Genomic DNA, 26,848 nt, shown 5'->3' on the forward strand with positions numbered 1-26,848 from the left:
ATAACGTCTATTGCCCTTCAATAGAAAGTCACGAAGGGGTGAGCGACAATCACAAAAAAAGAGACCATGAAATGCAAAGACGCCGGGATTTCTCCCGGCGTCTTCGATTATTGAAGCTTTATGCGGCCAGATCGCGAAGAACGGTCTGCAAAATGCCGCCGTTGTTCATGTAGATCACTTCGTCCAGCGTATCGATGCGGCAAAGAAGCGGAACTTCCTTCACCGAACCGTCGCTATAGGTGATCTTGGCGATCTTCTTTTCACGCGGCCTGATTTCACCTTCGAGCCCGTCGATCTCGACGGTTTCGTTACCCTTGAGATCGAGGCTCGCCCAGGTAGTGCCTTCTTCGAAGACAAAGGGAACGATGCCCATGCCAACGAGGTTCGAACGGTGGATACGTTCGAAAGACTGCGCAATGACAGCCTTGACGCCGAGCAGGTTGGTGCCCTTCGCCGCCCAGTCACGGGACGAGCCGTTACCATATTCGACACCGGCGAAGATGACGAGCGGGACGCCTTCCGCCTTGTATTTCATGGCCGCGTCATAGATCGACATCTCTTCCTTGGACGGATAATGGATGGTGTAGCCACCTTCCTTGCCGTTCGGGCCGAGCATGTGGTTGCGGATGCGGATATTGGCGAAGGTGCCGCGCATCATCACTTCATGGTTGCCGCGACGCGTGCCGTACTGGTTGAAGTCAGCTACGGCGACGCCATGCTCCGTCAGATAGGCACCGGCAGGCGAAGCGGCCTTGATCGAACCGGCCGGAGAAATATGGTCGGTGGTGATCTTGTCACCGAAGAGACCGAGAACGCGCGCGCCCTTGATGTTCTTGAGACCCGAGCCCGTCTTGCCCATGCCCACGAAGTAGGGTGGGTTCTGGACATAGGTCGAGTTGTCGTCCCAGGCATAGGTCTGACCCGGCGGCACCTGAACGGCCTGCCAGTTGGCATCACCCTTGAAGACGTCGGCGTACTTCGTCTCGTAAAGCTCGCGCGTGACGTATTTCAGGATGAACTCCTGAATTTCCTTCGAGGTCGGCCAGATATCCTTGAGATAGACCGGGTTGCCGTTCTTATCATTGCCGATCGGCTCCTTGGTCAGGTCCTTCTGGACCGTACCGGCAAGAGCGTAAGCGACGACGAGGGGCGGAGAGGCCAGATAGTTCGCCTGCACGTCAGGCGAGATACGGCCTTCGAAGTTGCGGTTACCGGAGAGAACGCCGGCCGCAATCAGGCCCTTGTCGTTGATCGTCTTGGAGATCGGCGCCGGCAGCGGGCCGGAGTTGCCGATGCAGGTCGTGCAGCCGAAGCCAACGAGGTTGAAACCGATCGCATCGAGATCCTTTTGAAGGCCCGACTTGTCGAGATATTCGGCAACCACCTGTGATCCAGGTGCAAGCGACGTCTTCACCCATGGCTTGGAGGTCAGCCCCTTGGCGACAGCGTTACGGGCGAGAAGGCCGGCAGCGATGAGAACCGAGGGGTTGGAAGTGTTTGTGCAGGAGGTGATGGCGGCAATCGCCACATCGCCGTGACCGAGATCGAAAGCCTCACCTTCGACCGCATAACGGCTCGAAAGCTGGCCGGGCTTCTTATAGTCGTTTTCAAGAGCCGTCGCGAAATTCGGCGCGATGGTTTCGAGCGGCAGGCGGCCTTCCGGACGCTTGGGGCCCGCCATGGAGGGCACGACGTCGCCAAGGTCGAGTTCCAGCGTGTCGGTGAAGACGAGGTCGGAACCGTCGCCCGTGCGCCACATGTCCTGCGCCTTCGAATAGGCTTCGACAAGCGCGATGCGATCCTTGGCACGACCGGACATGGTCAGGTAATTGATGGTCTCGCTATCGACCGGGAAGAAGCCGCAGGTCGCGCCATATTCCGGGCCCATATTGCCGATGGTGGCGCGGTCGGCCAGAGACATCGAATCGAGGCCGGGGCCGAAGAATTCGACGAATTTGGAGACAACGCCCTTCTTGCGGAGCATCTGAACCACGGTCAGCACGAGGTCGGTCGCGGTCACACCTTCCTTCACCTTGCCGGTCAGCTTGAAGCCGATAACCTCGGGCAGAAGCATGGAGACCGGCTGGCCAAGCATGGCCGCCTCAGCCTCGATACCGCCAACGCCCCAGCCGAGAACGCCGAGACCATTGATCATGGTCGTGTGCGAATCGGTGCCGACGCAGGTATCCGGATAAGCAATCGTCTCGCCATCCTCTTCCTTCGTCCAGACGGTCTGGCCGAGATATTCGAGGTTGACCTGGTGACAGATGCCGGTGCCGGGCGGAACCACACGGAAATTCTTGAACGCCTGCTGGCCCCACTTCAGGAAGCGATAACGCTCGCCGTTGCGCTCGTACTCCAGCTCGACGTTGCGGGCAAAGGCGCTCGGCGTGCCGAATTCGTCGACGATGACCGAATGGTCGATGACGAGATCGACGGGAACCAGCGGGTTGATCTTTTCCGGATCGCCGCCAAGGGCCTTGATGCCGTCACGCATGGCGGCAAGGTCGACAACGGCGGGAACGCCGGTAAAGTCCTGCATCAGAACGCGGGCGGGGCGATAGGCGATTTCGGTTTCGGTCAGGCCCTTGTTGTTCAGCCATTCGGAAACCGCCAGAATGTGTTCTTTGGTGACGGACTGGCCGTCCTCGAAACGCAGCAGGTTTTCCAAGAGAACCTTCATGGAATAGGGCAGCTTGGAAACGCCTTTCAGGCCATTGGCTTCAGCCTTGGGAAGGCTGAAATAGATGTATTCCTTACCGTCAACGGTAAGGACGGAACGACATTGGAAACTGTCGAGTGATTTGGGCATGGATAAAAACCCCGCTTACTCTGATAGCCAACACGTGCGTGCGGACACCTATGCACTCATGCACATCAGGATGCGGGTACGACCATTTCCGCTGTCCGCACGTGAAAATTGCTCCTCGCAATCGTCAAGTCCGGCGCAAGATGATGTTCACGCCGGCCGCTGGCGTGTTGACACCCATATAGATAATTTCTCTAAAACGTGCCAGACCATTCAACGAACCTAATCGATTTTTTTATGATCGAGACGACGAAATCGTAATCGGAACCGCAGCATGGATTTGACGGCGGAAAATCTTGGCGTGCGACGCGGCGAAGATTTCATATTCATGAATATTTCCTTCAAGTTAAGCGACGGTGAGGCTCTTGTGCTGACCGGTCGCAACGGTTCAGGAAAATCCACCCTGCTGCGCACGGTGGCCGGCCTGCTGCGGCCCGAACAGGGACGAATAAAGATAGCCGGCAAAGAAATAGACGCTGACATGCGCCCGTCTGAGGCCTGCCATTATCTTGGCCATCGCAATGCGATGAAAACCGAACTGACCGTTTCGGAGAATCTCCGGTTCTGGAAAGACTTCCTCAGCGATTTTTCCGGCGGCGCGGGCATGGCAATCGATGAGGCGGCGGAGATCGTCGGCCTCGCCGGCATTACCCACCTGCCCTTCGGTTATCTCTCCGCCGGCCAGCAGCGGCGTTTTGCCATGGCGAAACTTTTGATTGCATGGCGACCGGTGTGGATTCTCGATGAGCCGACGGCGGCGCTCGACAAGGCTGCGGACGGGATGTTTTCCGATCTCGTGAAAAACCACCTCGGGAAAGGCGGCATCGTTCTGGCCGCTACCCATCAGCCTTTGGGGCTGGAGAACGCGCGGGAATTGCGGATGACGGGGTTTGCGGGTGTGGGGGCTTGGGCATGAGGGCGATGTGCGCGGGGCATACCCCCCTCTGCCCTGCCGGGCATCTCCCCCACAAGGGTGGAGATTGGCAAGACGCCCTTCCGCCACTCCATTCTCAAATTTTGAGATGGACGAGACCCAGCCGCAGGTCGATCTCCCCCCTTGTAGGGGAGATGCCCGGCAGGGCAGAGGGGGGTAACGCCGCGAACTCGAGGGCATCCCAATGACCGCCCTCCTCCTCCGCGATATCAAACTCTCCATCCGCGCCGGCGGCGGCGCGCTGATCGGCGTGCTGTTTTTCATGACAGTGGTTGCCGTCATCCCCTTCGGCGTCGGCCCCGATCTCAACCTGCTCGCCCGCATCGGTCCCGCTATCGTCTGGATCGGCGCGCTACTGTCCGCCCTTCTCGGCCTCGACCGGCTGTTTCAGGCCGAGCGGGATGACGGCTCCCTCGATCTGATCCTGATGCAGGAAACCCCGCTGGTCCTGACCGTGTTCGTGAAATGCCTGGCACACTGGGTCACGACCGGCCTGCCACTGGTGCTTGCCTCCCCTCTGCTTGGCCTCTTCATGAACATGGACGAAGTGGCGATCGGCGCCGTGATGCTAACCCTTCTCGTCGGCTCGCCCGCCATCACCTTCATCGGCGCGGTAGGGGCGGCGGTTGCCGTTGCCCTGCCGCGCGGAGGGCTTCTGGTGTCCATCCTCGTCTTGCCGCTCGCCATTCCCGTGCTGATCTTCGGCGTCAGCGCCTCCTATGCGGCGGTGCAGGACCCGGCGCCCTTCATGCCGCCATTTCTCATTCTGTGTGCGATCACGTTATTTTCAGCCGTGACCGGACCTTTCTTCGCCGCTTTGGCGCTGCGCAATGTTATGGATTGAGGAAACCACGCCAGACGATCCCCGATTGACAGGGATCAATTGCGGGGCGGCCATTCTCGGGTTACACAAACGGCATGAACGAGCAGACCTTCACCATCACCAAATTTAGTGATCTCGCCAATCCCACCCGGTTTCTGGCGCTGGCGGCGCGCATTCTGCCCTGGCTCGCTGCTTTGACGGCGCTGGTGCTGGCCGTCGGCCTCTATCTGTCGTTCACGACGGAAGGCGATTACCAGCAGGGTTACACGGTACGCATCATGTATGTGCACGTACCGTCCGCGTGGCTCGCCATGATGTGTTATTCGGTCATGGCGGTCTCCGCCATCGGCACCCTCGTCTGGCGTCACCCGCTGGCGGATGTCAGCCACAAGGCCGCTGCCCCCATCGGCGCGGCCTTCACGCTGATTGCACTCGTCACCGGCTCGCTCTGGGGTAAGCCCATGTGGGGAACCTGGTGGGTGTGGGATGCACGGCTGACCTCCGTCTTCGTGCTTTTCCTGATGTATCTCGGGCTGATCGCGCTCAACCGCGCCATGGACGATCCGTCGAGAGCCGCCCGTGTCGGCGCCGTGCTGATCCTCGTCGGTTTCGTGAATATCCCCATCATCAAATTTTCGGTCGAGTGGTGGAACACGCTGCACCAGCCGGCAAGCGTCATCCGCATGGGCGGCTCCGCCATCGATGCGGAATTCCTCTGGCCGCTGCTGACCATGGCCGTCGGTTTCACGCTGCTGTTCTTCACGCTGCACATCGCCGCCATGCGCAACGAAATCTGGCGTCGGCGCGTGGCCGCGCAACGGCGTCTCGCGGCGCGCATGGCGAACCGGGAGGGCTGAGGTAATGACGCACGCCTTTTATATCGGCATGTCCTATGCGGCGACCGGCCTTGTCGTTCTCTGTCTCATCGCCTGGGTCGTCGTGGACGGTCAGGCACGCAAACGGGAATTGAAAGAACTCGAGGCATCCGGCGTGCGCCGCAGGGCGAGAGCCGGTTCCGCAGGTGACGCGCAATGACGCAAGCTGACCGGGACACCAAGGCCAAAACGACAGGCCGTGCACGCTATGCGCTTGCGCTGCTGCCGTTGCTGCTGTTCGGCGGTTTCGCCCTCGTCGCCGGCAAGATGCTTTACGACCAGGACGTGAACGGGCTGGATATCAGCGCCATTCCCTCGGCGCTGATCGGCACCAGGGCGCCCACCCTGTCGCTACCGCCGCTGGAAGGCTCCAACCTGCCGGCGCTGACCGATGCCGCCATCAAGGGCAAGCTGACTCTGGTGAACGTCTTCGCCTCCTGGTGCATTCCCTGCCGGCAGGAGCATCCGCTGCTTCAGGAATTGGCAAAAGACAGCCGCATCACCGTAGTCGGCATCAATTACAAGGACAAGCAGGATAATGCGCTGCGCTTCCTCGGCGAGCTCGGCAATCCCTTTGCTGCGATAGGCGTCGATCCGAACGGCAAGGCCGCGATAGATTGGGGCGTCTACGGCATTCCGGAGAGTTATCTGGTCGGTGAGGATGGCACGATCCTTTATAAAAAGGTCGGCCCCTTCGATGCCCGCAGCGTCGAGCGCGATCTGCTGCCAGCCATTGCGGCCGCAGCCGGGAAATAACGCGCTCGGTAAGGCATCACCCCTTGGTAACGACCCTCAGCGAAGGGCCTTCAGCCGGCAGACGTATGCCTTCCAGCACCACCTGATCGCGACCGCCGCGTTTTGCGGCATAGAGACCGTCATCGGCCCGCTTGATGGCGTCATGAATGGAATGATCTCCCCTCGCGACGGCCGAGACACCGAAGCTCGCGGTGATCTGGCTGGTTACACCCCGGTTGCGCCAATCGAGCGACGAAAGACCTGTCCGCATGGCATTGGCCAGCTGGCCGGCTGCGGCAGCTGTCTGGCCGGGCAGGAAGACCACAAACTCCTCACCGCCAAAGCGCGCCACCAGCGCATCCTCGGGCGCATTGCGCCTGAGCAGATCGGAAAGACCGATAAGAACGATATCTCCAGCCGCATGACCGTAAACATCGTTGATACGCTTGAAGTGGTCTATGTCGCAGGCGATGACCACACCCTCAGGGATATCGTTACGAAAATCGGGAACTCGGCGGTCGAAGCCGCGCCGGTTCAGCACGTCCGTCAGCGGATCATGCTCTGCCGCATGCAGATGCCGGTCGACGGTGACGGAAATCTGACTCGCGAGCACGGAGAGCGCCAGCAGGAAGCCGAAGATGCTGGCGGCAAGCTGCATGTAGAAAGCATAGTCGGATTCGAAGAATTCGCTGAGCTCGATCATCGAGCCGCTCGGCGTCATCACCAGCAGCATGCCGATGCGCACCAGCGTCTCCAGCACCACAAGACAGGCAATTCCCACCATCAGCCTGTCGGCAAGCGCGACGGGGCGCTTTCGCACGAGCCAAACCGCAATCGCGAGCAAAAGGGCACAGACGAGATCGCCGATGACGAGTTCGCGTTTCAGATCCGGTGTGACGAAAACATGGAAAGAGACCAGCAAAACCGCGGCAACCACGATCGACAGCCTGCCCGTGATATAAAGCGGCCGCCCGAAATGGACGAGCAGAGCGTGGCCATAGAGGAAGAAGGCGGAGAAGAACAACAGGTTCGAAACAATCGCCTGTATTTCGAAGGGCAGGCCGCCAAGCACCAAAGGTGTCGCAAAACCGAAGGCCGCCGAAAGATATCCTATACCCCAATAGCGGGCGGAAGCGTGGCCGATCCTTTGCAGGAACAGGAACACCACGCCGAATGTCAGCATGATGAAGGGGAGAAGATAGGCGAAGTTGTCTTGCAATGGGTTCTGCCGGAGGGAGATACGAGCCTTTGCCTGACACTACCGCAATGCCATTAAGAAAACCTGCATATATTGCGCGGCTTCCGTGCCTTTCGGCCCGTGGCCCCGGAAAACCCGTTCACATTTGCGGGAGCGCGTTCTGCCATTCCTTGATCGCGTCCACGGGCCAAAGCAGCATGACCACGTTCAGCGTCAGGTTGTCACGGATCAGCCAGCCGGTGAAGATTTCGAAGAAGATGGCGATTGCCACCGTCAGCCACACCGGCACACGGGCGGCGAACAGGAAACCCAGCACCATGAAGACGGTATCCATCGCCGAGTTCAGGATGCTGTCGCCGGTATAACCCAGCGCCATCGTCGCGGTCCGATAACGATCGATGATGAGAGGCGAGTTTTCAAGAATTTCCCATGCCGCTTCCACCAGAACCGCAAGCGAAAGCCGCATGGAAAGCGACCTGTTGCGGAACAGCAGCCAGGCGAACCAGTAGAACAGGAAACCGTGAATGATATGCGAGGGAGTATACCAGTCGGCCAGATGCTGGGAATTGCCCGGCGTGTTTACGCCCGGCTCGAACAGCTTCACATAACCGCATTCGCAGATCGGAATGCGGCCCATGGCGTAAAGGATGACGATTTGCAGGAGAAGCAGCCCGGCGGCCACGCTGAACCATTTGAGCGAGCGCGAACGGGAAGCCGACATCTCTGCAACGGTCATTTTTCGTCCTTGTTAAGCGGTTCCAGCGAATGGCGCATGACGAGCGGCATCTGCGCCATGGTGAAGATGATGGTGATCGGCATCGTGCCCCACACCTTGAAGGCAACCCAGGTGTCGGTGGTAAACATGCGCCACACCACCTCATTCAGCACCGCAAGAAAGAGGAAGAATATGCCCCAGCGCAGCGTCAGCTTGCGCCAGCCCTCATCCGTCAGCCGGAAGGCCGAATTGAAGACATAACCGAGCAGCGATTGCCCGAAGAACAGGCCGCCGAGCAGAATGACACCGAACAGCGTGTTGACGATGGTCGGCTTCATCTTGATGAAAGTATCGTTCTGCAGCCAAAGCGTCAGCGCGCCGAACACGAAGACCACGATGCCCGATATCAGCGGCATGATCGGCAACTTGCGCGTCAGCACCCATGAGACGGAAAGCGCCAAAGCTGTTGCGATCATGAACAGGCCAGTGGCGATGAAGATCGGCCCGCCGAACTCCGTCAGCACGGGGAAAGTGGAGGCCAGCCATTCGCCGCGGGAATTGGCGAAGAAGAATACCATGAGCGGGCCAAGTTCGAGCACGAATTTCAGGAGCGGGCTGATTTCCGCCACCATCTTTTCGCTTTCCTTGGAATTGCTTTCAATATCCATACTCAAACTCCCGCAATGGCCTTGGCGAAATCTTCCGCCTCGAAGGGCTCCAGATCATCAACACCTTCACCCACACCGATGAAATAAACCGGCAGCTTGTGTTTGGCAGCGATGGCAACGAGGATACCGCCCCGCGCCGTGCCATCCAATTTTGTCATAATCAGGCCCGAAACACCCGCGACATTGCGGAATATTTCCACCTGGTTCATGGCGTTCTGGCCGGTCGTCGCATCCAGCGTCTGCAGCACGGTGTGCGGCGCATCCGGATCGAGCTTGCCAAGCACGCGCACGATCTTTTCCAGTTCCGCCATCAGCTCCGTCTTGTTCTGCAGGCGGCCAGCCGTATCGATGATGAGAACGTCGCTTTTCTGCGCCCGCGCCTGCTCATAGGCATCATAGGCAAGCCCGGCCGCATCTGCGCCAAGCTTGGTGCCAATGAATTGCGAACCGGTGCGGTCCGCCCAGATCTTGAGTTGCTCGATGGCCGCCGCGCGGAACGTATCGCCTGCCGCCAGCATGACCTTGAGACCCGAGCCGGAAAGCTTGGCGGCAAGCTTGCCGATAGTCGTCGTCTTGCCCGTACCATTCACACCGACAACGAGAATGACATGCGGCTTGTGTGAAAGATCGAGTTCCAGCGGTTTGGCGACAGGCTTGAGGACCTTGGTGATCTCGCCCGCCATGATGCGCGCCACATCCTCGCCGCTCACATCCTTGCCGTAACGCTCGGAAGACAGGGCGCCGGTGATGCGCATGGCAGTCTCGACGCCGAGATCCGACTGGATGAGAAGATCCTCCAGCTCATCGAGCGTATCCTCATCCAGCTTGCGCTTGGTGAAAAGCGCCGAAATCTGTGTGGTCAGCTGCGACGATGTACGGGCAAGCCCTGCCCGCAGGCGCTGAAACCATGTCAGTTTTACCTGCGGTGCGGCAGGGGCAGGCTCCTGCCGCTCACTGGCGGACGAAAAACCCTTTGGTAGAGCTGGCGGTGTAGCGGAGGGCTCGGCGGCAGTCGCGGCTTCGGCCTCGTCAAGCAGCGCATCCATCGCATCCGCATCCAGCACGACATCCGCTGCCTCGGGGGCAGATTCGACCTGCTCTTCGGCGGCTGCTTCCGCCTGTAGCAACGACAGCGGCACCACGCCCATATCGCCGGAAAGCTCGGCACCGGGCAGAAGCGGTGCGTCCTCTTCCTCGTCATCGTCGGAAAGGACCACGTCCGTCGCCTCGTCCGGGGCTGGTCCGCCGGCCGTCTCCATCTCCAGTTCGGAAACCGGGTCCTTATCGACAGGGCCATGCGCTTCGGCGTCGCTTAGCGCCGCTTCGAAGGAGGCGTTTTCATTGCCGCGCTCAGGTGCGGCGTCCTCTTGCGGCCGGTCATTCGTTTCGGCCTTGTCCTTGCCGAACGAAAAGACTTTTTTGATGAAGCCGAGGGCCATGGTCGTTCCCGTGTCTTTTCTCTTGTGCCGCCTCAGGCCGCATCCGCCGCCAGAAGCTTCATGTTCAGATGTTTGCCGTTGTGGCCGGTAATCGCAACCTGCGCAAGAGTGCGCGGAGCAAGATGCGACGCCTCCACCAGCGTGAAATTGTCGGTATGCGCGAAACCGTTGTTTTCAACGAGGATCGTCTGCACCGAACCGACCATATTTTGCAGATGCGCCAGCTTCAGCGCCTCGCCGCGCTCCCGAAGCCTCGCCGCCCGCTCCTTCACCAAAGCCCGGTCGAGCTGCGGCATGCGTGCCGCGGGCGTCCCCGCACGCGGGCTGTAGGGAAAGACATGCAGGCTGGAAATGCCGCATTCTTCCGCAAGCGTCGCGGCGTTTTCGAACATCTCTTCCGTCTCTGTCGGAAAACCGGCGATCATATCCGCGCCGAAAGCGATATGCGGCCGAAGCGACCGCACCTCGTTGCAGAAGCGAATGGCATCAGCCCGCAAATGGCGGCGTTTCATGCGTTTCAGGATCATGTCGTCGCCATGCTGGAGGGACAGGTGCAGATGCGGCATGAAACGCGGCTCATCGGCAACAAGATCCATCAGATGGCGGTCAGCCTCAATACTGTCGATGGAGGAAAGCCGCAGACGCAGAATATCCGGCACCTGCTTCAGCAATGTCTTGGCAAGATAACCGAGGGAAGGCTCGCCCGGCAGGTCCGCGCCATAGCTCGTGGCGTCCACCCCGGTCAACACGATCTCGCAATAGCCGCTTTCCGTCAGCCTGCGCGCCTGATCCACCACGGCCCCCATCGGCACGGAGCGGGAATTGCCGCGCCCATAGGGAATGATGCAGAAGGTGCAGCGATGATCGCAGCCGTTCTGCACCTGAATAAAGGCGCGCACATGCCCGTCTATGTGCTTCACCATCTGCGGCGCGGTCGCCTTGATGCTCATGATATCGTTGACGCGCAGCTTTTCTTCCGCCGAAACGCCGAAATCCGGCAGCGCACGATAGGAGGCGCTTTTCAGCTTCTCCTCATTGCCCAGCACCGCATCCACCTCGGGCATCTCGGCAAAGGTCTGCTTCTCGGTCTGGGCGGCGCAGCCGGTAACGATGATACGGGCATGCGGATTGTCCCGCCTTGCCCGGCGGATGGCCTGGCGGGCCTGACGCACCGCTTCCCCGGTCACCGCGCAGGTATTGACCAGCACGGCATTGTTAAGCCCGGCCTTTTCGGCCTCCGCCCGCATCACTTCCGATTCATAGGTGTTGAGACGACAGCCGAAGGTTATGACCTCGACGCCGCTCATACAGCCCCCCGCTCGACCGCATCCCGCGCCCAACCGCCAGTGACGGGATCGACGGAACCCGACCATTCCCATTCGGCCGGGCCGGTCATGATGACATGATTATCCTCGCGCCATTCGATGGTCAGCGGCACACGGATGGGGCTGGAGGCGACATCGATGGTGACCTCCCGGCCGGTGCGACCGGTGCGGGCAGCGGAAACGGCTGAGGCGCAGGCGGCCGAACCGCAGGCGAGTGTCAATCCAGCGCCGCGCTCCCAGGTGCGGGTGCGCAGCGCGCTGTCGGAAATCACCTGCGCCAGCGTGATATTGGCCTTTTCCGGGAACATCGGGTGATTTTCGAGCAGCGGCCCGAAACGTTCGAGATCGAACTCCATCGGATCGCGATCCACCCAGAAAATCGCATGCGGATTGCCCATGGACATCACGGCCGGCGAATGCAGGATCGGCGCATCGATCGGCCCGATCTGCAATTCGATACGGCTGGTATCGTGGAACTCTTCCGAAAGAGGAATATCGCTCCAGCGGAAACGCGGCAGGCCCATATCGACGGAAATCATGCCGTCTTCATGTTCGACGGCGTTGAGGATGCCAGCCACCGTCTGGAAAGTGAAACTGGTCTTGCCCGTTTCGGACGACAGCGCCTGCACCACGCAGCGCGTGCCATTGCCACAAGCCTGCGCCTTCGTGCCATCGCAATTGAGGATGTCGATAAATGCATCCGTGCCACTGACACGCGGATCGTGGATGGCCATGATCTGGTCGAACTGTGTGGCAGCATCGGCGTTCAGCGCAATCGCCGCCTCCGGCGTGACCATATCTTTACGGCCGCGCATGTCGACAACGAGGATCTTGTTGCCAAGCCCGTTCATCTTCGCAAATTCGACCGTATCCACCATTGCCCTAAACCTGAAAACCGTCTGAAAATCGGATTGCATAGGGGATTTCCCCGCGCTTTCGCCCTATATGGCGGAAAGGGCAGCAAATTACCAGACTGTTACGGCGCAAACGCGGCAGCGATCAGGCGGAAGGCACGTCGAAGACCTCACCGGGGCGCATCGGCCGAAAACGGCTCTCCTCCACCCCCTGCTCTGTTAATGCGACCTTCAGGGCCGCAAGCGGCGCATCCACGGCCTCATCCGTCAACTGCACCGTACCCCAATGGTGCCCGCAGACATGCGCCGCACCGCAAAGCTTCATGCCTTCCACGGCTTCCGCCGGGTTCTGGTGCTGGCCCTTCATGAACCATCGCGGTTCGTAAGCGCCGAAGGGCAGGTTTGCGAGGCGGAAATCGCCGTGCTTCTTGCGCGCCGCGTGATAATTGAGACCTTCATGGAAGCCGGTGTCACCGATATGGTAGATTTTGCCACCGGGCGTTTCGATGACGAAGGCAGCCCATAGCGCCATGCGCCTGTCGTTCAGGCCACGGGCAGACCAGTGATGGCACGGCTCGAAGTGGATTTTAACCGGCCCTGTCTCCACCACATCGCCCCAGTCGCCCACCTTGATACGCGCCGCCTCGACCCCGGTACGGATGATGGCGTCATTGCCGAGCGGCGTGATGAAGAGCGGCTTGTGCGCGACATGCAGGCGCTTCAGCGTTTCCATATCCAGATGGTCGTAGTGATTATGCGTCACCAGCACCAGATCGATGGGCGGCAGGTCCTCGAAACGGATGCCGGGCGCATTGACCCGTTTGGGACCGGCGAAGCTGAACGGGCTGGTGCGCTGCGACCACACCGGATCGATGAGAATATTCAGCCCCGCCGTCTGGATGAGAAACGAGGCATGGCCGACGAAGGTGACACGCATGTCCCTGCCTTCGATCCGGGCTTCCGGTTTTGCGAAGGGAAAAGGGCTCGGATAGCTTTCCGGCCATGTGGCGCGCTCGCCATTGAAGCGCCATTTCATAAGGCCCATGAAATTGCCGGGCGGCGAACCGCCGGGATTGAAGAAGCGCACCCCGTCGAAATGATCGGAGATCGGGCCGCTATAATAGGCGCTCGCGTTCGAACGGCGGGCATAGAGGCCCCCACCCGCCAGCGCGAGCAGACCAAGAGCGGAAAAACGAAAGAAGTTTCGACGTTTCATGACAAAGGTATAAGGAGCGAAAGGTCCCCGTTCAAGCGCCGCCAATGGCCGCCTGCGGCCAATCACGCAAAGATGAAATGCGGGCCTTTTCGGCCGCAAACCCGCGGCGCCTTGACTTTTCCTGCGCTTTCCTGTTTATCCCGCCCATCAGCTGGCAGTTTCATGACTCCAAGCCGCCGACCGGGACCCGCAAAGGTATAAAGAGATCCCGGAGGTCAACACCCGACAGCGCGATGCGCCCTCGGGTGCTTTTTGGCTTTGCGTCTTGTTTTTGGCAGCGAAAGCACCGACGTTTCGGAAACCCCGGAACGAAGAAGGAAGAAACGATGTTTGAAAACCTCCAGGACCGCCTTGGTTCCATTCTGAATGGACTGACCGGCCGTGGCGCGCTGACGGAAGCCGATGTTGCCGCCGCCCTGCGCGAGGTTCGCCGTGCGCTTTTGGAAGCGGACGTTGCACTGGAAGTCGTGCGTTCCTTCACCGACAGGGTGCGTGAAAAGGCTGTTGGTGCCGCCGTCCTGAAGTCGATCAAGCCCGGCCAGATGGTCGTCAAGATCGTGCATGACGAGCTTGTCGAGATGCTCGGCACCGAAGGCGTCTCCATCGATCTCAACGCCCCCGCCCCCGTCGTCATCATGATGGTGGGTCTGCAGGGCTCGGGCAAGACCACCACCACCGGCAAGATCGCCAAGCGCCTGACCGACCGCGATAAGAAGAAGGTGCTGATGGCATCTCTCGACACGCGTCGTCCGGCCGCCCAGGAACAGCTTCGCCAGCTTGGTGTCCAGACGAGCATAGACACGCTGCCGATCATTGCCGGCCAGTCGCCGACCGATATCGCCGCGCGTGCAGTGCAAGCAGCAAAACTCGGCGGCCATGACGTCGTCATTCTCGACACCGCCGGCCGCACGCACATCGACGAACCCTTGATGCTGGAAATGGCCGACATCAAGAAGAAGTCCAACCCGCATGAAATCCTGCTGGTCGCGGATTCGCTGACCGGTCAGGACGCCGTCAACCTGGCGCGCAACTTCGATGAGCGCGTCGGCATCACCGGCCTCGTGCTGACCCGTATGGATGGCGACGGACGCGGCGGTGCGGCTCTCTCCATGCGCGCCGTCACCGGCAAGCCGATCAAGCTGATCGGTATCGGCGAGCGGATGAACGAACTCGACGAGTTCCATCCGCGCCGTATTGCCGACCGTATTCTCGGCATGGGCGACATCGTCTCGCTGGTCGAGAAGGCCGCCGAAAACATCGATGCGGAAAAAGCCCGCGCCATGGCCGAGAAGATGGCCAAGGGCAAGTTCGATCTCAACGATCTCGCCGACCAACTTGCCCAGATGAAAAAGATGGGCGGCATGGGCGGCATCATGGGGCTGATGCCCGGCATGGCCGGCATGAAGGACAAGATGGCTTCGGCCGGCATGAACGACAAGATGTTCGACCGCCAGATCGCCATCATCTCGTCCATGACCAAGGCCGAGCGCGCCAATCCGGATATTCTGAAACACAGCCGCAAGAAGCGCATCGCCGCCGGTTCCGGCACGGATGCCGCCGAAATCAACAAGCTCTTGAAGATGCATCGCGGCATGGCCGACATGATGAAGGCCATGGGCGGCAAGGGCAAAGGCGGCATCATGAAGCAGATGATGGGCGGCCTTGCCGGCAAGATGGGCCTCGGTGGCCTTGGCGGCGGCATGCCTGACCTGTCGAACATCGATCCGAAGCAGCTCGAGGCGCTCCAGAAGCAGGCGGAAGCCGCCGGTCTCGGCAAGCCGGGCGCAATGCCCGGTCTTGGCGGTCTGCCGGGCGGATTGCCGGGTCTGGGTGGCGCCAAGCTGCCGGGTCTTGGCGGCATGCCGGGCCTGCCCGGCTTTCCGAAAAAGAAGTGAGGGGGACACCAGTGAGCAATGCAGAGGTGAAAGCCCAGCTTTCCGAATACCGCCAGTCGATCGACAATATCGATGCCGCACTGGTTCACATTCTTGCCGAACGTTTCCGCTGTACCAAGGCGGTGGGCGTGCTGAAGGCAAAGTACAATTTGCCGCCGGCCGACCCGGCGCGCGAGGAATACCAGATCGAACGCCTTCGCCGCCTGGCGAAGGATGCCAATCTGGACCCGGATTTCGCCGAGAAGTTCTTGAACTTCATCATCAAGGAAGTCATCCGGCATCATGAAGCAATCGCCGCCGAACATGGCGGCACCGAAAAGACCGCCTGAACGGCGGACAAGCCATCCTAAGGAGTAAATAACATGGCACTGAAAATTCGTCTCGCACGCGGTGGTTCCAAGAAGCGCCCGTATTACCAGATCGTCGTTGCTGACGCCCGTTCGCCCCGCGACGGCCGTTTCCTCGAGAAGGTCGGTTCCTGGAACCCGATGCTCGGCAAGGACAACCCGCAGCGCGTTGAGCTGAAGGCTGACCTCATCAAGGAATGGATCGCCAAGGGCGCACAGCCGACCGACCGCGTTCTGCGCTTCCTCGCAGAAGCCGGCCTTGCCGAGCGCGCCGCTCGCAGCAACCCGGAAAAGGCAAAGCCGGGCAAGCGCGCCCTGGAGCGCGTTGCTGAAAAGAAGCAGAAGGCTGAAGATGCAGCCGCTGCTGCTGCGGAAGCTTCTGCTGCAGAATAATCTGCACGGAAACTTTTGAGGAACGGGTGGCGTGGTTTTCCATGCCGCCCGTTTTTTGTTTATTTTGGCGTCAACAAACCGTAAAGCTGACGCAACCAACACCAGAAGACGGACGGCCCGATGGCAAAGCTGGAAAACCCGGTACTCATGGCAAAGATCGGCGGCGCACAGGGCCTGCGCGGCGAAGTCCGTGTCAGCACCTATACGGCCGATCCGATGGCGCTCGGCGATTATGGCAACCTTGTTACCGCCGATGGCCGTGTTTTCGAAATTCTGGAAGTGCGCGAGGGCAAGAACGTCGTCGTAGTTCGTTTCAGGGGCATCAATGACCGCAATGCGGCGGAAAGCCTGAATGGGCTGGAACTGTTCATCGAGCGTGACAATCTGCCCGACGACGAGCTTGACGATGACGAATTTTATTATGCCGATCTCGAAGGGCTGGAAGCCGTCGATGCCGATGGCAAAAGTTATGGCGCCGTCAGCGCCGTCTATGATTTCGGCGCAGGTGATCTGCTGGAGCTGAAAGGTGCAGGCCGTCGCCCCGCGCTAATTCCCTTTTCGGAAGCGGCCGTGCTGGAAATCGACCTCGAAGCCGGTCGTATTCTCATCGATCCGATGGCCGCCGGCCTGATCGACAATCCTGACGACAAGGACGAAACCGGCGCATCGCCGTTCGGCAAGAAATAAAGTCATGACCTTCAAGGCTACCGTTCTGACGCTCTACCCGGAAATGTTTCCGGGGCATCTCGGATATTCTCTGGCAGGCAAGGCGCTCGAGCGAGGGCAATGGTCGCTGGACGCCGTACAGATTCGCGAATTCGCCACCGACAAACACAGAAGCGTCGATGACACACCGGCAGGTGGTGGTGCCGGTATGGTGCTGAAACCCGACGTTCTGGCGGCGGCCATCGACCATGTTCCGGATGGCGACACTCGGCCCCGCCTCCTTATGAGCCCACGTGGCAAACCCCTGTCGCAAAACCGTGTGCGTGAACTGGCGGCTGGAGAAGGCGCGATCATCGTCTGCGGCCGTTTCGAAGGCGTCGACCAGCGGGTGATCGAGGCGCGCGGGCTGGAGGAAGTGTCGATCGGCGATTACATCCTCTCCGGCGGTGAGCCGGCGGCGCTGACGCTTCTTGATGCCATCGTCCGCATCCTGCCGGGCGTCATGGGCAACGATCTTTCCGGCGTGCATGAAAGCTTCGAGGGCGGACTGCTGGAACATCCGCACTATACCCGCCCGCAGGTCTGGGAAGGCCGCGACATCCCAGCCGTTCTCACCTCTGGCAACCACGCCGCCATCGACAAATGGCGGCACGAGCGGGCGCTGGCGTTGACGAAGGAAAGACGCCCCGATCTTCTGGAAAAGGCTCAGGCCGAGACGAAATAATAGGCGGTCAGCACCAGCCCGACGGCGATCACCAGCCAGCGAATGATCCACTGCGGCACCCGCCGTGCCGTATGCACGCCCATATAGCCGCCAAGTGCGGCCGCAGGGAACATGATGAGCGCCGCCCACCAGGAAACGACGCCACCGCTGACGAAGATCGTGATTGCGATGACGGCGATCACGACAGACAAGAGGTTCTTCAACGCATTCAGATGATGATAGCTGCCGCCCGAGGTTATTCCGAGGATGGCCAGCATCATGATGCCCATGCCAGCGCCGAAAAATCCGCCATAGACGGAAGCGAGACCCTGAAAGACGAGGCTCGGCAGATTTCCGGGCGAACGTTCGGCGCTCGCCTTCGGCCGCAGCCACGGGCCGGCAGCGAAAACGGCGGTGGCCGCAAGAAGCAGCCATGGCACGAGCTGGCGGAAGGAAGGATTGTCGAGCGACAAAAGCAGCAGCGATCCGGCCAGCCCGCCGACGACTGAAACGCCCGACAAAAGGATCGCCTCGCGCCAATGGGCGCGGATTTCCGGCCCATAGGCGATCACGGAGGTGATGTAGCCCGGAAACTGCACGATGGCTGACGTGGCGTTGGCGACGATGGGTGGCAGACCGGCCAGCGTCATCGCCCCGAAGGTCAGGAAGGTGCCGCCACCGGCAATCGCATTGACGACACCCGACAGAAAACCGGTGGCGAACAGCATGAGAATAATGAATATGGACATGGCCCCTCCCAAGGTTCCCATGCCATATCCGCCAGCGCGCCGCTTCGCAACCGCCGGAACGCGGCGCGTAATTGATAAAATATTGTCATGAAAGGGATGACAAACGGCGCATCCTCGTGTATGTGCCCGCGTGGAAATGGGAAATATCCCAACCGAAAGCAAAGAATGGCGAACCCGCTCCTGCCGAAAGGCATGGTCTGGAGGCATTGACCGACAGACGAACCGTTGAGCGCTCTGGCTGTTTCAGAAGAAATCAGAGGTTAACATGACCAATATCATTCAGCAGCTGGAAGCCGAACAGGCCGCCAAGATCGAAGCAAAGCGCACCCTGCCCGAGTTTTCTCCGGGCGACACCCTGCGCGTCAACGTGCGCGTTACCGAAGGTAACCGTACCCGCGTTCAGGCTTACGAAGGCGTTTGCATCGCCCGTTCCGGCGGCGGTCTTTCCGAAAGCTTCACCGTTCGCAAGATTTCCTACGGCGAAGGCGTCGAGCGCGTATTCCCGATCTACTCCCCGCTGGTCGAAGGCGTTGAAGTCGTTCGCCGCGGTAAGGTTCGCCGCGCGAAACTCTACTACCTGCGCGACCGTCGCGGCAAGGCTGCCCGTATCGTTGAGAACACCGGTACGCGCGCCCGCAAGCTGAACGAGTCCGAGCGTCAGGCACTTGCCGACGAGAAGGCACGTCTGGAAGCCGAAAAGGTAGCAGCAGCACAGGCTCTCGCCGCCGAGAAGGCAGCAGCCGAAGCCGCAGAAGCCAAGGCAGCGGAAGAAGCAGCAAAGGCTGCGGAAGCCACAGCGGAATAAGATTTCCATTTCGATGGATTGATTGAAAGGCGGTCTTCGGGCCGCCTTTTTTGTTGCGTGGATATAACGCAACAAAGCACGCATGCGGCTTGAAAGCCGCGTTTGGCGAGCATTGGCTGGCCGGAGAATACCGAAGCTCTTTCAATCATTTCCTTTGCGGAAAGATGCGGCAAATTTCGACCGGCGACAAATGCCTGCCTGATTTCTTGCTCGAGTGTTTTAGCCCATCCTCGAACAGCATTGCCTAATTGCATTTATTGTGCGATTTTCTTGCTGTTTCAGGTGTTATTATGTTTTTATTTAATTCTTTTTTAACAAAAAATAAGTCCGCTTTTTTCGCCGCTGGTCTCGCCAGCGCGTTGATGAACATTCTTAATCTTTCCGGCTCGCTTTTCATGCTGGAAGTTTACGACCGCATTTTGCCAAGCAAGAGCATTCCATCCCTTGTGGCACTGGTCGTTCTCCTGATCGTTCTCTACGCGTTTCTGATGGGGTTCGACGCGCTGCGAGGCCGTATATTGGCGCGCATTTCGGACAATATGGACGACGCGCTCAATCAGAAGCTTTTCAGGGCGTCGATCAGTGCGCCGCTCCTTGCCTCGGGAAAGATCGATGGGCTGCAGATCGTCGGCGATCTCGATCAGATCCGCCAGTTCCTCTCGGGACCGGGCCCGGCGGCCTTTTTCGACATTCCCTGGCTGCCCATCTATCTCCTGATCTGTTTTGCCCTGCATCCGTGGATCGGGTTCGCTGTGCTCGGCGGAGCTATAGTTCTCATCGTGCTGACGCTCCTTACGAACTGGCTGACCGAAAGGGCGACAAAGCAGGCTTATACCGCACGAGGGCAAAGAAACGTCCTTGTCGGCAGCAGCCAGCGCAACATCGAATCCATCAAGACCATGGGCATGATGGGGGCGGTGACATCCATGTGGGACGAGCTACATTCCAGATACCGCGCCATCACCCTGTTAACATCCGATACTGCCGGCATGCTCGGCGCCATGTCGCGAACCTTCCGCCTGTTGCTGCAATCCGGCGTCATGGCCATCGGCGCCGTTCTCGTCATCGACGGCAATGCATCGGCGGGCAGCATCATCGCAGGCTCGATCCTCTCCGCAAAGGCGCTCGGCCCTGTCGAACATGCGATTGCAAACTGGCGCAGCTTCATGACCGCAAGACAGGGCTGGAAACGCGTCAACGAGTTCCTGGAGCTGGTGCCCGAACCCTCGCCGCCGCTCTCCTTGCCCCGCCCGAAATATACCGTTGCCGTTGATCGGGTAACCGGTGGGCCACCCAATGGCGCGCGCGATACGGTCGCCGATATTTCCTTCACGCTGAACGCCGGCGATGGTCTCGGCATCATCGGCCCAAGCGCCTCGGGCAAATCCACACTGGCACGCTTGATGACCGGCATCTGGCCCTATGAACGCGGTTCCGTCCGCTTCGATGGGGCCGCGCTCAACCAGTGGGATTTCGAGTTTCTCGGCAAATCCATCGGTTACATGCCCCAGCAGGTGGAGCTGATGCCCGGAACCGTGGCGCAGAACATCGCACGCTTCGACCGCGATGCGACAGCGGAAGCGGTTGTCGCCGCAGCCAAGGCCGCGCAGGTGCATGAGCTGATCCTGAACCTGCCCAAGGGTTACGATACCTATATTGGCGACCGTGGCGAGGCCTTGTCGGGCGGTCAGAAACAGCGCATCGGCCTTGCCCGCGCGCTGTTTGGCGAACCCTTCTTCGTCCTTCTCGATGAGCCGAACTCCAATCTGGACAGCGAAGGCGAAGCGGCCCTGCGCACTGCCATTGGCGACATCAGGGCGCGTGGCGGCATTGTCGTCGTCATTGCCCATCGCCCCAGCGCCATCGAAAGCGTCAATCTGGTGATGGTGATGAGCAACGGCCGAATGCTGCGCTTTGGCACCAAGGAGGAGGTGCTCGCGCAAATCCTGCGGCAGAACATCCGCCAGGTGCCTGAGGAGGAAGAAACGCGCAAGATTGAAAACCGGGTGAGCGAAAATGGTTGAGGCGGAAAAACCCGGTATGACGAATGCGTCCATTCTCAGGCACTCGACCGCAGTGGTCGTTCTCGCCCTTGGCCTGCTGGTCGGATTGGGCGGCTGGGCGGCTTTTGCAAGGCTTGCTGGCGCAGTGGTGGCCACCGGCCGGGTTGTCGTTGAAGGCAACTCCAAGAAAATCCAGCATCTTTCCGGCGGCATCGTCAGCGAGATCAATGTCGCCGAAGGCGACAGGGTCGAGGCCGGTCAGGTCCTGTTACGGCTGAGCGCCACCGTCGTGCAGGCCAACCTCTCAATCGTCGAAAATACGCTTGCGCAGCTTTATTCGCGTCGAGCGCGTCTGCGTGCGGAAATTGCCGAGGCGCCGTCTTTCACCGTGCAGGAAGATCTGGCGGCACTGACGAGTTCGAAGGCAGCCAAGACCTTTATCGACAGCGAACAGAACCTTTTCAACAGCCGTCGCAACGCCTTGATCGGCATGAAAAAGCAGCTGGGAACACGCAAGGACCAACTCGCCGACGAGGCACGCGGCCTCGAGGTGCAGGTGGAGGCGACGGACAATGAGCTTGCCATTGTAAAGGAAGATGTTTCCAAGACGGACGAGCTCTTCAAAAAAGGGCTTGTCACACTTCAGCGCCTCAATCTCCTCAAGCGCCAGCTTTCCAATCTCGAAGGTCAGCAGGGCCAATACATCGCCGCCCGGGCACAGACAGTGGGCAAGCTGAGCGAACTGGACCTGCAATTGCTTCAGCTCGATGAAGACCGCAAATCGGAAGTCACGAAAGACCTGACATCGATCGAAGCGACCGTCGCGGAATATGAAGAGCGGCTGGCGGCAACGCGCGACCAGCTGGATCGCCTCGACATCCGCTCACCGATTGCCGGTCGCATCTACCAGCTCTCGGTGCACAATATAAATGGCGTCATTCAACCGGGTGAAGTGCTGATGCTGGTGGTGCCGGAGCGGGATGAGCTTGCCATCGAGGCCAACATAACCCCACGAGACATCGATCAGATTTACGTCGGGCAGCCGGTAACCATTCGCTTCACGGCATTCAATCAAAGCACGACGCCGGATTTGAGCGCGCAAGTTGCTGTCGTCGCCCCCGATCTGCAGACAGATTCCCGAACTGGATCATCTTATTACGCGCTGCGCATCAAACCCGACAAGGCCGGAATGGGTCATCTGCCCGGCGGGAAATTATATCCCGGCATGCCAGCCGAAGTGTTCATACAAACCAGCGAAAGGAGTGTTCTTTCTTATTTTGTGAAGCCGTTCCAGGACAGGCTCAAAAAGACCTTCGTCCAGGAATAAACAGTTTCCATTGCCCATAATTTTACGAAAGGAATTTCCGCAACACGTTAAAGACGCACTTTATTCAAAAAAACAATTTCTTATATTGTATTATCATTTTTTACGTATTAAATATCACCCGCAATATTTATTATAAATTTAATTTCAATTCATCGATTTCTCAAAATTTATGGAGTGTAAAATGGCGTTAAAAGTAACTTTCGGTAATGGTGGCGCCTACACTGTCGCTTCGCTTACCAATTTGGTCGATCAGGAAACATACAAACTCCTCGATGAAGCGACTACGCAGACCAAGACCGGCTCCTCGCTCAATTCCGGCATCGTTCAGGCCGCCCCGGGTGCCAAGATCGCTGTCGGATACAATGCCGACACGAACAGCTTCAATTTCGACGTAACGACGGCGTGGAATTCCGTTAAAAACGTCCTCGCCAAATCCGACACATCCGAAAACCTCTCGTTCAAGGATATCGTTCACGTCGATGTTCACCTCGGCGGCACGGGTTCATCCAATGTTGAAGTACTCAATGCCAAGCGTGGCAATATTTCAACGGGCTCAGGTAACGATACGGTAACCGTCTCTCTCGTTTCGAACGAGAAATTCTGGTCAAATGCCTTCAATGTCGACACAGGTGCTGGCAACGACACCATCACGTTCAAGGCAGGAAAGTCGTTCAACGACACCTCAGCCGAAGGTACGGGCGGTATTCTCGCCCAGGCTGTGAATGGCGGCGCTGGCGTAACCGACGGCAGTTTCACCAATGTCACCATCAATGCAGGCGCCGGTGACGACAAAATCGACCTGAGCGGAGTGAAGCTGGCTTCCTCGCTGGTAACCGGCGGCACGGGTATCGATCGCATCATTGCAAGCGGTGGCGCTGATACCTTCGTTTTCAATCTTGGCGATATGGCCAAGAGCATTGTTACCGACACCATCAACGGCTTCAATGCGTCTATGGACAAGCTGAAGCTGGTCGGGACGACAATTGGCGACTGGACGGTGTCGACTTACGAAGCAGACACGATCTTAAGCTATAATGTCGATGGAGCTCACAAAGGCGAGAAGATCGTTCTGTCCGGCGTCCACCTCACCGGTAGCGATTGGTTCACTGCATAATTGTCTCAAAGATAATTTCATTTCTCGTAGCCTGAAATGATTGTGGCCCGGAAGAATCCGGGCCACAATTTTTTGCTCATGAAACGGTAGGCAATCGCGTCAGCTATCGCAATCGTCCAGTCAAGCCGCCTTGGCCTGAGTGCCCATTCTACGCGTTGCAACGATGACCAGCACTCCGGCAAGCGCCAGGCAGAAGGCAAGGAAGAACATCGGCGCAATGGTGCTGCCGGTCTGATCCTTTATCCAGGGCACCACGTTCTGCGCCACGAAGCCACCCAGATTGCCGACGGAATTGATCGCGGCGATGCCGGCGGCCGCACCTGCTCCCTTGAGGAAGCGGCCGGGCAGGCTCCAGAACACCGGCTGGCCGGCGAAGATGCCTGCAGCGGCGATGCAGAGGAAGGCGAACTGCAAGACCGGATCGTTCAGCAATGCCGACATCAACAGACAAAAGGCGCCGACGAAGGCAGGACCGACGATATAGGGCGTCTTGTTCTTTGCCTTGTCGGCGGCCAGGGGCACAACGAACAGGGCGACGGCCACGATCACCCAGGGTATGATGTTGATGAAGCCATTGGCGGTATTGGAAACGCCGAAGCTCTTCACGATGGTTGGAAGCCAGTAGCTGAGACCATAGGCCGCCAGCGGAAAGCCGACATAGCAGAGCGCCATGAACAGAACGCGCGGATTGACCAGCGCCTTGAAGCCGTCCTCCGCATGCTCTTCCATGCCCTTGTTTTCTTCGGCCAGCCGGTTTTTCAACCAGTCCTTCTCATCCTGCGTCAGAAACTTCGCCTTTTCCGGGGTATCGTCGAGATAAAAGAAGGTGACGATACCGGCAATGACGGCCGGGATACCCGTGGCGAGGAATACCCATTCCCATCCGGCATAACCAAGGAAACCATCCAGATCGAGCAGCATGCCGCCGAGCGGCGCGCCGATGGCATTGGCAAGCGCGCTGAAAATCATGAACAGGCCGATCATGCGGCCGCGATAATCGCGCGGGAACCAGAGCGTCATGAGGAACAATACGCCGGGGAAGAAGCCCGCTTCGCAAAGCCCAAGCAGGAAGCGCAGGATGTAAAACATCGTGGCGTTCTGCGTATAGGCAAGCGCGATGGTGACGGCGCCCCAGGAAACCAGAATACGGGCAAACCATTTGCTGGCGCCGAAACGGTTGAGGAACAGGTTGCTCGGCACTTCGAAGATGAAGTAACCGATGAAGAACAGCGAAGCGCCAAGACCATAGGCATATTCGCTGAGGCTCAACGCGTCGACCATCTGCAGCTTGGCATAGCTGACATTCTGGCGGTCGATATAGGCGATGAGATAGAGAAGGCCAAGAAACGGCATCAGCCGCCATGTGATCTTCGAGATAAGGGCTTTTTCGGATACCATATGCTTTTCCCTCCCTTCGATTTCTCGTCGAAACGCAAATGATAAGGGAACCCATCTATATGTGCATCGCAAAATACGCAAGTTGCATTGCATCATGTCCATTGGAGAACCACAGCAGGGCAGGCCCGTTGCGGGCCTTCAGCCGTGATGCAGTGCACATAGAAAATGCCGGACCGTCGCGTTCCATGCTATGCGCATTGATATTGCCGTAAAACCGGTGATCTGCTATGAAGGCTGCCATGGGATCTAAATTCGGATGTCTCGCGCAGAATGTTTATGTGCTGCAGGACCACAAGCGTCTGCCGGCACGGTTCTTTGCGCGCGTTTCCGGGGCGCTCACCAGCCGACTTAGGCTCGCCTGACAGCACCGCTGTCCACACTTTTCTGAGCCCTGATTACCCTTTTCCATGACAAGGCATAGAGCCATGAGCGCACCCCGCACCCTGTATGACAAAATCTGGGACGACCACGTCGTCAATCGTGACCCGGACGGAACCTGTCTTCTCTACATCGACCGTCACCTCGTCCATGAGGTGACGAGCCCGCAGGCCTTCGAAGGCCTGCGCATGGCCGGTCGTCCCGTGCATTCGCCTGCCCGCACGCTGGCCGTTGTCGACCATAACGTTCCGACCACGGCCGACCGGCTGGAAGGCATCAAGAACGAGGAAAGCCGCATTCAGGTGGAAGCGCTTGCGCAGAACGCCAAGGATTTCGGCGTCGAATATTATTCCGAGCGCGACAAACGCCAGGGCATCGTTCACATCGTCGGCCCTGAACAGGGCTTCACCCTGCCGGGCATGACAATCGTGTGCGGCGACAGTCACACCTCGACCCACGGCGCCTTTGGCGCACTGGCGCATGGCATCGGCACCTCGGAAGTGGAGCACGTTCTGGCGACCCAGACGCTGATCCAGAAGAAAGCCAAGAACATGCTGGTGCGTGTCGACGGCAAAATTCCCGATGGCGTTACCGCCAAGGATATCATCCTCGCCATTATCGGCGAGATCGGCACGGCCGGTGGCACCGGCCACGTGATCGAATTTGCCGGCGAGGCGATCCGTTCGCTCTCCATGGAAGGCCGCATGACGGTCTGCAACATGACCATTGAGGGCGGCGCCCGTGCAGGTCTTATCGCACCTGACGAAACCACCTTCGATTACATCAAGGACAAGCCGCGCTCGCCGAAGGGCGAAACGCTGGAACAGGCCATCGCCTACTGGAAAACGCTGAAATCCGACGAAGGCGCCCATTACGACAAGGTCGTGGTGCTGGATGCGGCCAACCTGCCGCCCATCGTCTCCTGGGGCTCGTCTCCGGAAGACGTGACCTCCGTTGAAGGCATTGTTCCCAATCCCGATGATATCGAGGAAGAAAACAAGCGCGCCTCCAAGTGGCGTGCGCTTGACTACATGGGCCTGAAACCCGGCACGCGCATCACCGATATCGCCATCGACCGTGTCTTCATCGGCTCCTGCACCAACGGCCGCATCGAGGATTTGCGCGCGGCGGCGAAGATCGTTGACGGCCGTAAAGTCGCTCCCACCGTTTCGGCCATGATCGTGCCCGGCTCCGGTCTCGTGAAGGAACAGGCGGAAAAGGAAGGTCTGGACAAGATTTTCCTCGACGCCGGTTTCGAATGGCGCGAGCCAGGCTGCTCCATGTGCCTTGCCATGAATGACGACCGCCTGAAACCCGGCGAACGCTGCGCCTCCACCTCGAACCGCAATTTCGAAGGCCGTCAGGGCTATAAGAGCCGCACCCACCTCGTCTCCCCCGCCATGGCAGCGGCGGCGGCGATTGCCGGTCATTTCGTCGACGTACGTGAGTGGCAATGATTGCCGGATGATGGCTTGACCA

At 59.2% G+C, this 26,848-nt stretch carries 25 protein-coding genes; 15 read left to right on the plus strand and 10 right to left on the minus strand.

Translation table 11 applies throughout. The features are described from left to right. Positions 1-118: 118 nt before the first annotated feature. A complete protein-coding gene (gene acnA, locus RAC79_RS05310) occupies positions 119-2,812 on the minus strand; it encodes an aconitate hydratase AcnA (protein WP_174039722.1) in 2,694 nt (897 codons plus the stop codon). A gap of 271 nt (positions 2,813-3,083) precedes the next feature. Here acnA and ccmA point away from each other — a divergent pair, with 271 nt between their 5' ends. The 5 genes from ccmA to RAC79_RS05335 all read left to right on the plus strand — a co-directional run bounded on the left by ccmA (position 3,084) and on the right by RAC79_RS05335 (position 6,197). Beyond that, the gene (gene ccmA, locus RAC79_RS05315) at positions 3,084-3,725 is read left to right on the plus strand and encodes a heme ABC exporter ATP-binding protein CcmA (protein ID WP_174039723.1); all 642 of its coding nucleotides are present in this window, start codon (positions 3,084-3,086) and stop codon (positions 3,723-3,725) included. Positions 3,726-3,927: 202 nt separating this feature from the next. Beyond that, a complete protein-coding gene (ccmB, locus tag RAC79_RS05320; RefSeq protein WP_059759870.1) occupies positions 3,928-4,587 on the plus strand; it encodes a heme exporter protein CcmB in 660 nt (219 codons plus the stop codon). A gap of 74 nt (positions 4,588-4,661) precedes the next feature. After that, positions 4,662-5,423 (plus strand): heme ABC transporter permease, encoded by a 762-nt coding sequence (locus RAC79_RS05325; RefSeq protein WP_174039724.1) that lies wholly within the window; start codon positions 4,662-4,664, stop codon positions 5,421-5,423. A 4-nt stretch (positions 5,424-5,427) separates the two neighbouring features. Next, positions 5,428-5,601, plus strand: coding sequence for a heme exporter protein CcmD (gene ccmD / locus RAC79_RS05330; RefSeq protein WP_060725377.1), 174 nt, complete (start codon positions 5,428-5,430; stop codon positions 5,599-5,601). Next, the gene (locus tag RAC79_RS05335) at positions 5,598-6,197 is read left to right on the plus strand and encodes a DsbE family thiol:disulfide interchange protein (RefSeq protein ID WP_065656925.1); all 600 of its coding nucleotides are present in this window, start codon (positions 5,598-5,600) and stop codon (positions 6,195-6,197) included. The genes ccmD and RAC79_RS05335 overlap by 4 nt, the downstream gene beginning before the upstream one ends. A gap of 16 nt (positions 6,198-6,213) precedes the next feature. On the opposite strand, the gene RAC79_RS05340 is transcribed toward RAC79_RS05335, so the two are convergent. The 7 genes from RAC79_RS05340 to RAC79_RS05370 form a co-directional block, all read right to left on the minus strand. Then, the gene (locus RAC79_RS05340) at positions 6,214-7,395 is read right to left on the minus strand and encodes a GGDEF domain-containing protein (RefSeq protein WP_161987768.1); all 1,182 of its coding nucleotides are present in this window, start codon (positions 7,393-7,395) and stop codon (positions 6,214-6,216) included. Between the two features lie 118 nt (positions 7,396-7,513). Further along, positions 7,514-8,110, minus strand: a complete 597-nt coding sequence (locus RAC79_RS05345; protein WP_142844391.1) for a DUF2585 domain-containing protein — start codon at positions 8,108-8,110, stop codon at positions 7,514-7,516. Then, entirely contained in the window at positions 8,107-8,757 is a 651-nt protein-coding gene (locus RAC79_RS05350; RefSeq protein ID WP_065656922.1) for a septation protein A, read from the minus strand. The genes RAC79_RS05345 and RAC79_RS05350 overlap by 4 nt, the downstream gene beginning before the upstream one ends. A gap of 2 nt (positions 8,758-8,759) precedes the next feature. Beyond that, positions 8,760-10,196: a signal recognition particle-docking protein FtsY gene (gene ftsY, locus RAC79_RS05355; RefSeq protein ID WP_174039725.1), complete on the minus strand. Its 1,437-nt coding sequence runs from the start codon at positions 10,194-10,196 to the stop codon at positions 8,760-8,762. Between the two features lie 32 nt (positions 10,197-10,228). Next, entirely contained in the window at positions 10,229-11,503 is a 1,275-nt protein-coding gene (gene mtaB, locus RAC79_RS05360; RefSeq protein ID WP_142844394.1) for a tRNA (N(6)-L-threonylcarbamoyladenosine(37)-C(2))-methylthiotransferase MtaB, read from the minus strand. Beyond that, a complete protein-coding gene (gene dapF / locus RAC79_RS05365) occupies positions 11,500-12,399 on the minus strand; it encodes a diaminopimelate epimerase (RefSeq protein ID WP_174039775.1) in 900 nt (299 codons plus the stop codon). Before dapF ends, mtaB begins: the two co-directional genes overlap by 4 nt. Before the next feature lie 121 nt (positions 12,400-12,520). Beyond that, positions 12,521-13,591 (minus strand): MBL fold metallo-hydrolase, encoded by a 1,071-nt coding sequence (locus RAC79_RS05370; protein ID WP_174039726.1) that lies wholly within the window; start codon positions 13,589-13,591, stop codon positions 12,521-12,523. A gap of 326 nt (positions 13,592-13,917) precedes the next feature. On the opposite strand from RAC79_RS05370, the gene ffh reads away from it, so the two are divergent. From ffh to trmD, 5 genes are all read left to right on the plus strand, one after another. Next, complete coding sequence (gene ffh, locus RAC79_RS05375) at positions 13,918-15,486, plus strand: signal recognition particle protein (RefSeq protein WP_174039727.1); 1,569 nt, start codon at positions 13,918-13,920, stop codon at positions 15,484-15,486. A gap of 11 nt (positions 15,487-15,497) precedes the next feature. Continuing rightward, positions 15,498-15,815 (plus strand): chorismate mutase, encoded by a 318-nt coding sequence (locus RAC79_RS05380; RefSeq protein WP_174039728.1) that lies wholly within the window; start codon positions 15,498-15,500, stop codon positions 15,813-15,815. Between the two features lie 33 nt (positions 15,816-15,848). Continuing rightward, entirely contained in the window at positions 15,849-16,226 is a 378-nt protein-coding gene (gene rpsP, locus RAC79_RS05385; RefSeq protein WP_035221728.1) for a 30S ribosomal protein S16, read from the plus strand. A gap of 120 nt (positions 16,227-16,346) precedes the next feature. After that, entirely contained in the window at positions 16,347-16,913 is a 567-nt protein-coding gene (gene rimM, locus RAC79_RS05390; protein WP_065656916.1) for a ribosome maturation factor RimM, read from the plus strand. 4 nt (positions 16,914-16,917) lie between these two features. Next, the gene (trmD, locus tag RAC79_RS05395) at positions 16,918-17,616 is read left to right on the plus strand and encodes a tRNA (guanosine(37)-N1)-methyltransferase TrmD (protein ID WP_125145336.1); all 699 of its coding nucleotides are present in this window, start codon (positions 16,918-16,920) and stop codon (positions 17,614-17,616) included. Here the strand turns inward: trmD and RAC79_RS05400 are convergent. Next, positions 17,598-18,344, minus strand: coding sequence for a sulfite exporter TauE/SafE family protein (locus tag RAC79_RS05400; protein WP_078052347.1), 747 nt, complete (start codon positions 18,342-18,344; stop codon positions 17,598-17,600). The two genes, trmD and RAC79_RS05400, sit on opposite strands and share 19 nt — an antisense overlap. Positions 18,345-18,609: 265 nt before the next feature. Between RAC79_RS05400 and rplS the strand changes: the two genes are divergently transcribed. The 4 genes from rplS (at position 18,610) to RAC79_RS05420 (ending at position 23,593) form a co-directional block, all read left to right on the plus strand. Continuing rightward, positions 18,610-19,149 (plus strand): 50S ribosomal protein L19, encoded by a 540-nt coding sequence (rplS, locus tag RAC79_RS05405; protein ID WP_059759847.1) that lies wholly within the window; start codon positions 18,610-18,612, stop codon positions 19,147-19,149. A 290-nt stretch (positions 19,150-19,439) separates the two neighbouring features. Continuing rightward, positions 19,440-21,173, plus strand: coding sequence for a type I secretion system permease/ATPase (locus RAC79_RS05410; protein ID WP_174039729.1), 1,734 nt, complete (start codon positions 19,440-19,442; stop codon positions 21,171-21,173). Continuing rightward, complete coding sequence (locus RAC79_RS05415; protein WP_142844400.1) at positions 21,166-22,479, plus strand: HlyD family type I secretion periplasmic adaptor subunit; 1,314 nt, start codon at positions 21,166-21,168, stop codon at positions 22,477-22,479. The genes RAC79_RS05410 and RAC79_RS05415 overlap by 8 nt, the downstream gene beginning before the upstream one ends. Positions 22,480-22,660: 181 nt before the next feature. After that, complete coding sequence (locus RAC79_RS05420; protein ID WP_142844401.1) at positions 22,661-23,593, plus strand: rhizobiocin; 933 nt, start codon at positions 22,661-22,663, stop codon at positions 23,591-23,593. A gap of 120 nt (positions 23,594-23,713) precedes the next feature. On the opposite strand, the gene RAC79_RS05425 is transcribed toward RAC79_RS05420, so the two are convergent. Then, positions 23,714-24,991, minus strand: coding sequence for an MFS transporter (locus RAC79_RS05425; protein WP_142844402.1), 1,278 nt, complete (start codon positions 24,989-24,991; stop codon positions 23,714-23,716). A 425-nt stretch (positions 24,992-25,416) separates the two neighbouring features. Between RAC79_RS05425 and leuC the strand changes: the two genes are divergently transcribed. Then, positions 25,417-26,826: a 3-isopropylmalate dehydratase large subunit gene (leuC, locus tag RAC79_RS05430; protein ID WP_080856860.1), complete on the plus strand. Its 1,410-nt coding sequence runs from the start codon at positions 25,417-25,419 to the stop codon at positions 26,824-26,826. Positions 26,827-26,848 lie beyond the last annotated feature (22 nt).

The organism is Agrobacterium sp. LR_9 (assembly GCF_041954855.1).
Taxonomy (GTDB): Bacteria; Pseudomonadota; Alphaproteobacteria; order Rhizobiales; family Rhizobiaceae; genus Agrobacterium; species Agrobacterium leguminum.

What these genes read in the sequence shown, in the direction of transcription:
- acnA (WP_174039722.1), bottom strand. Translation starts at nt 2,812, where the DNA reads ATGCCCAAATCACTCGACAGTTTCCAATGTCGTTCCGTCCTTACCGTT.
- ccmA (WP_174039723.1), top strand. Translation starts at nt 3,084, where the DNA reads ATGGATTTGACGGCGGAAAATCTTGGCGTGCGACGCGGCGAAGATTTC.
- ccmB (WP_059759870.1), top strand. Translation starts at nt 3,928, where the DNA reads ATGACCGCCCTCCTCCTCCGCGATATCAAACTCTCCATCCGCGCCGGC.
- RAC79_RS05325 (WP_174039724.1), top strand. Translation starts at nt 4,662, where the DNA reads ATGAACGAGCAGACCTTCACCATCACCAAATTTAGTGATCTCGCCAAT.
- ccmD (WP_060725377.1), top strand. Translation starts at nt 5,428, where the DNA reads ATGACGCACGCCTTTTATATCGGCATGTCCTATGCGGCGACCGGCCTT.
- RAC79_RS05335 (WP_065656925.1), top strand. Translation starts at nt 5,598, where the DNA reads ATGACGCAAGCTGACCGGGACACCAAGGCCAAAACGACAGGCCGTGCA.
- RAC79_RS05345 (WP_142844391.1), bottom strand. Translation starts at nt 8,110, where the DNA reads ATGACCGTTGCAGAGATGTCGGCTTCCCGTTCGCGCTCGCTCAAATGG.
- RAC79_RS05350 (WP_065656922.1), bottom strand. Translation starts at nt 8,757, where the DNA reads ATGGATATTGAAAGCAATTCCAAGGAAAGCGAAAAGATGGTGGCGGAA.
- ftsY (WP_174039725.1), bottom strand. Translation starts at nt 10,196, where the DNA reads ATGGCCCTCGGCTTCATCAAAAAAGTCTTTTCGTTCGGCAAGGACAAG.
- mtaB (WP_142844394.1), bottom strand. Translation starts at nt 11,503, where the DNA reads ATGAGCGGCGTCGAGGTCATAACCTTCGGCTGTCGTCTCAACACCTAT.
- dapF (WP_174039775.1), bottom strand. Translation starts at nt 12,399, where the DNA reads ATGGTGGATACGGTCGAATTTGCGAAGATGAACGGGCTTGGCAACAAG.
- RAC79_RS05370 (WP_174039726.1), bottom strand. Translation starts at nt 13,591, where the DNA reads ATGAAACGTCGAAACTTCTTTCGTTTTTCCGCTCTTGGTCTGCTCGCG.
- ffh (WP_174039727.1), top strand. Translation starts at nt 13,918, where the DNA reads ATGTTTGAAAACCTCCAGGACCGCCTTGGTTCCATTCTGAATGGACTG.
- rpsP (WP_035221728.1), top strand. Translation starts at nt 15,849, where the DNA reads ATGGCACTGAAAATTCGTCTCGCACGCGGTGGTTCCAAGAAGCGCCCG.
- rimM (WP_065656916.1), top strand. Translation starts at nt 16,347, where the DNA reads ATGGCAAAGCTGGAAAACCCGGTACTCATGGCAAAGATCGGCGGCGCA.
- trmD (WP_125145336.1), top strand. Translation starts at nt 16,918, where the DNA reads ATGACCTTCAAGGCTACCGTTCTGACGCTCTACCCGGAAATGTTTCCG.
- RAC79_RS05400 (WP_078052347.1), bottom strand. Translation starts at nt 18,344, where the DNA reads ATGTCCATATTCATTATTCTCATGCTGTTCGCCACCGGTTTTCTGTCG.
- rplS (WP_059759847.1), top strand. Translation starts at nt 18,610, where the DNA reads ATGACCAATATCATTCAGCAGCTGGAAGCCGAACAGGCCGCCAAGATC.
- RAC79_RS05410 (WP_174039729.1), top strand. Translation starts at nt 19,440, where the DNA reads ATGTTTTTATTTAATTCTTTTTTAACAAAAAATAAGTCCGCTTTTTTC.
- RAC79_RS05415 (WP_142844400.1), top strand. Translation starts at nt 21,166, where the DNA reads ATGGTTGAGGCGGAAAAACCCGGTATGACGAATGCGTCCATTCTCAGG.
- RAC79_RS05420 (WP_142844401.1), top strand. Translation starts at nt 22,661, where the DNA reads ATGGCGTTAAAAGTAACTTTCGGTAATGGTGGCGCCTACACTGTCGCT.
- RAC79_RS05425 (WP_142844402.1), bottom strand. Translation starts at nt 24,991, where the DNA reads ATGGTATCCGAAAAAGCCCTTATCTCGAAGATCACATGGCGGCTGATG.
- leuC (WP_080856860.1), top strand. Translation starts at nt 25,417, where the DNA reads ATGAGCGCACCCCGCACCCTGTATGACAAAATCTGGGACGACCACGTC.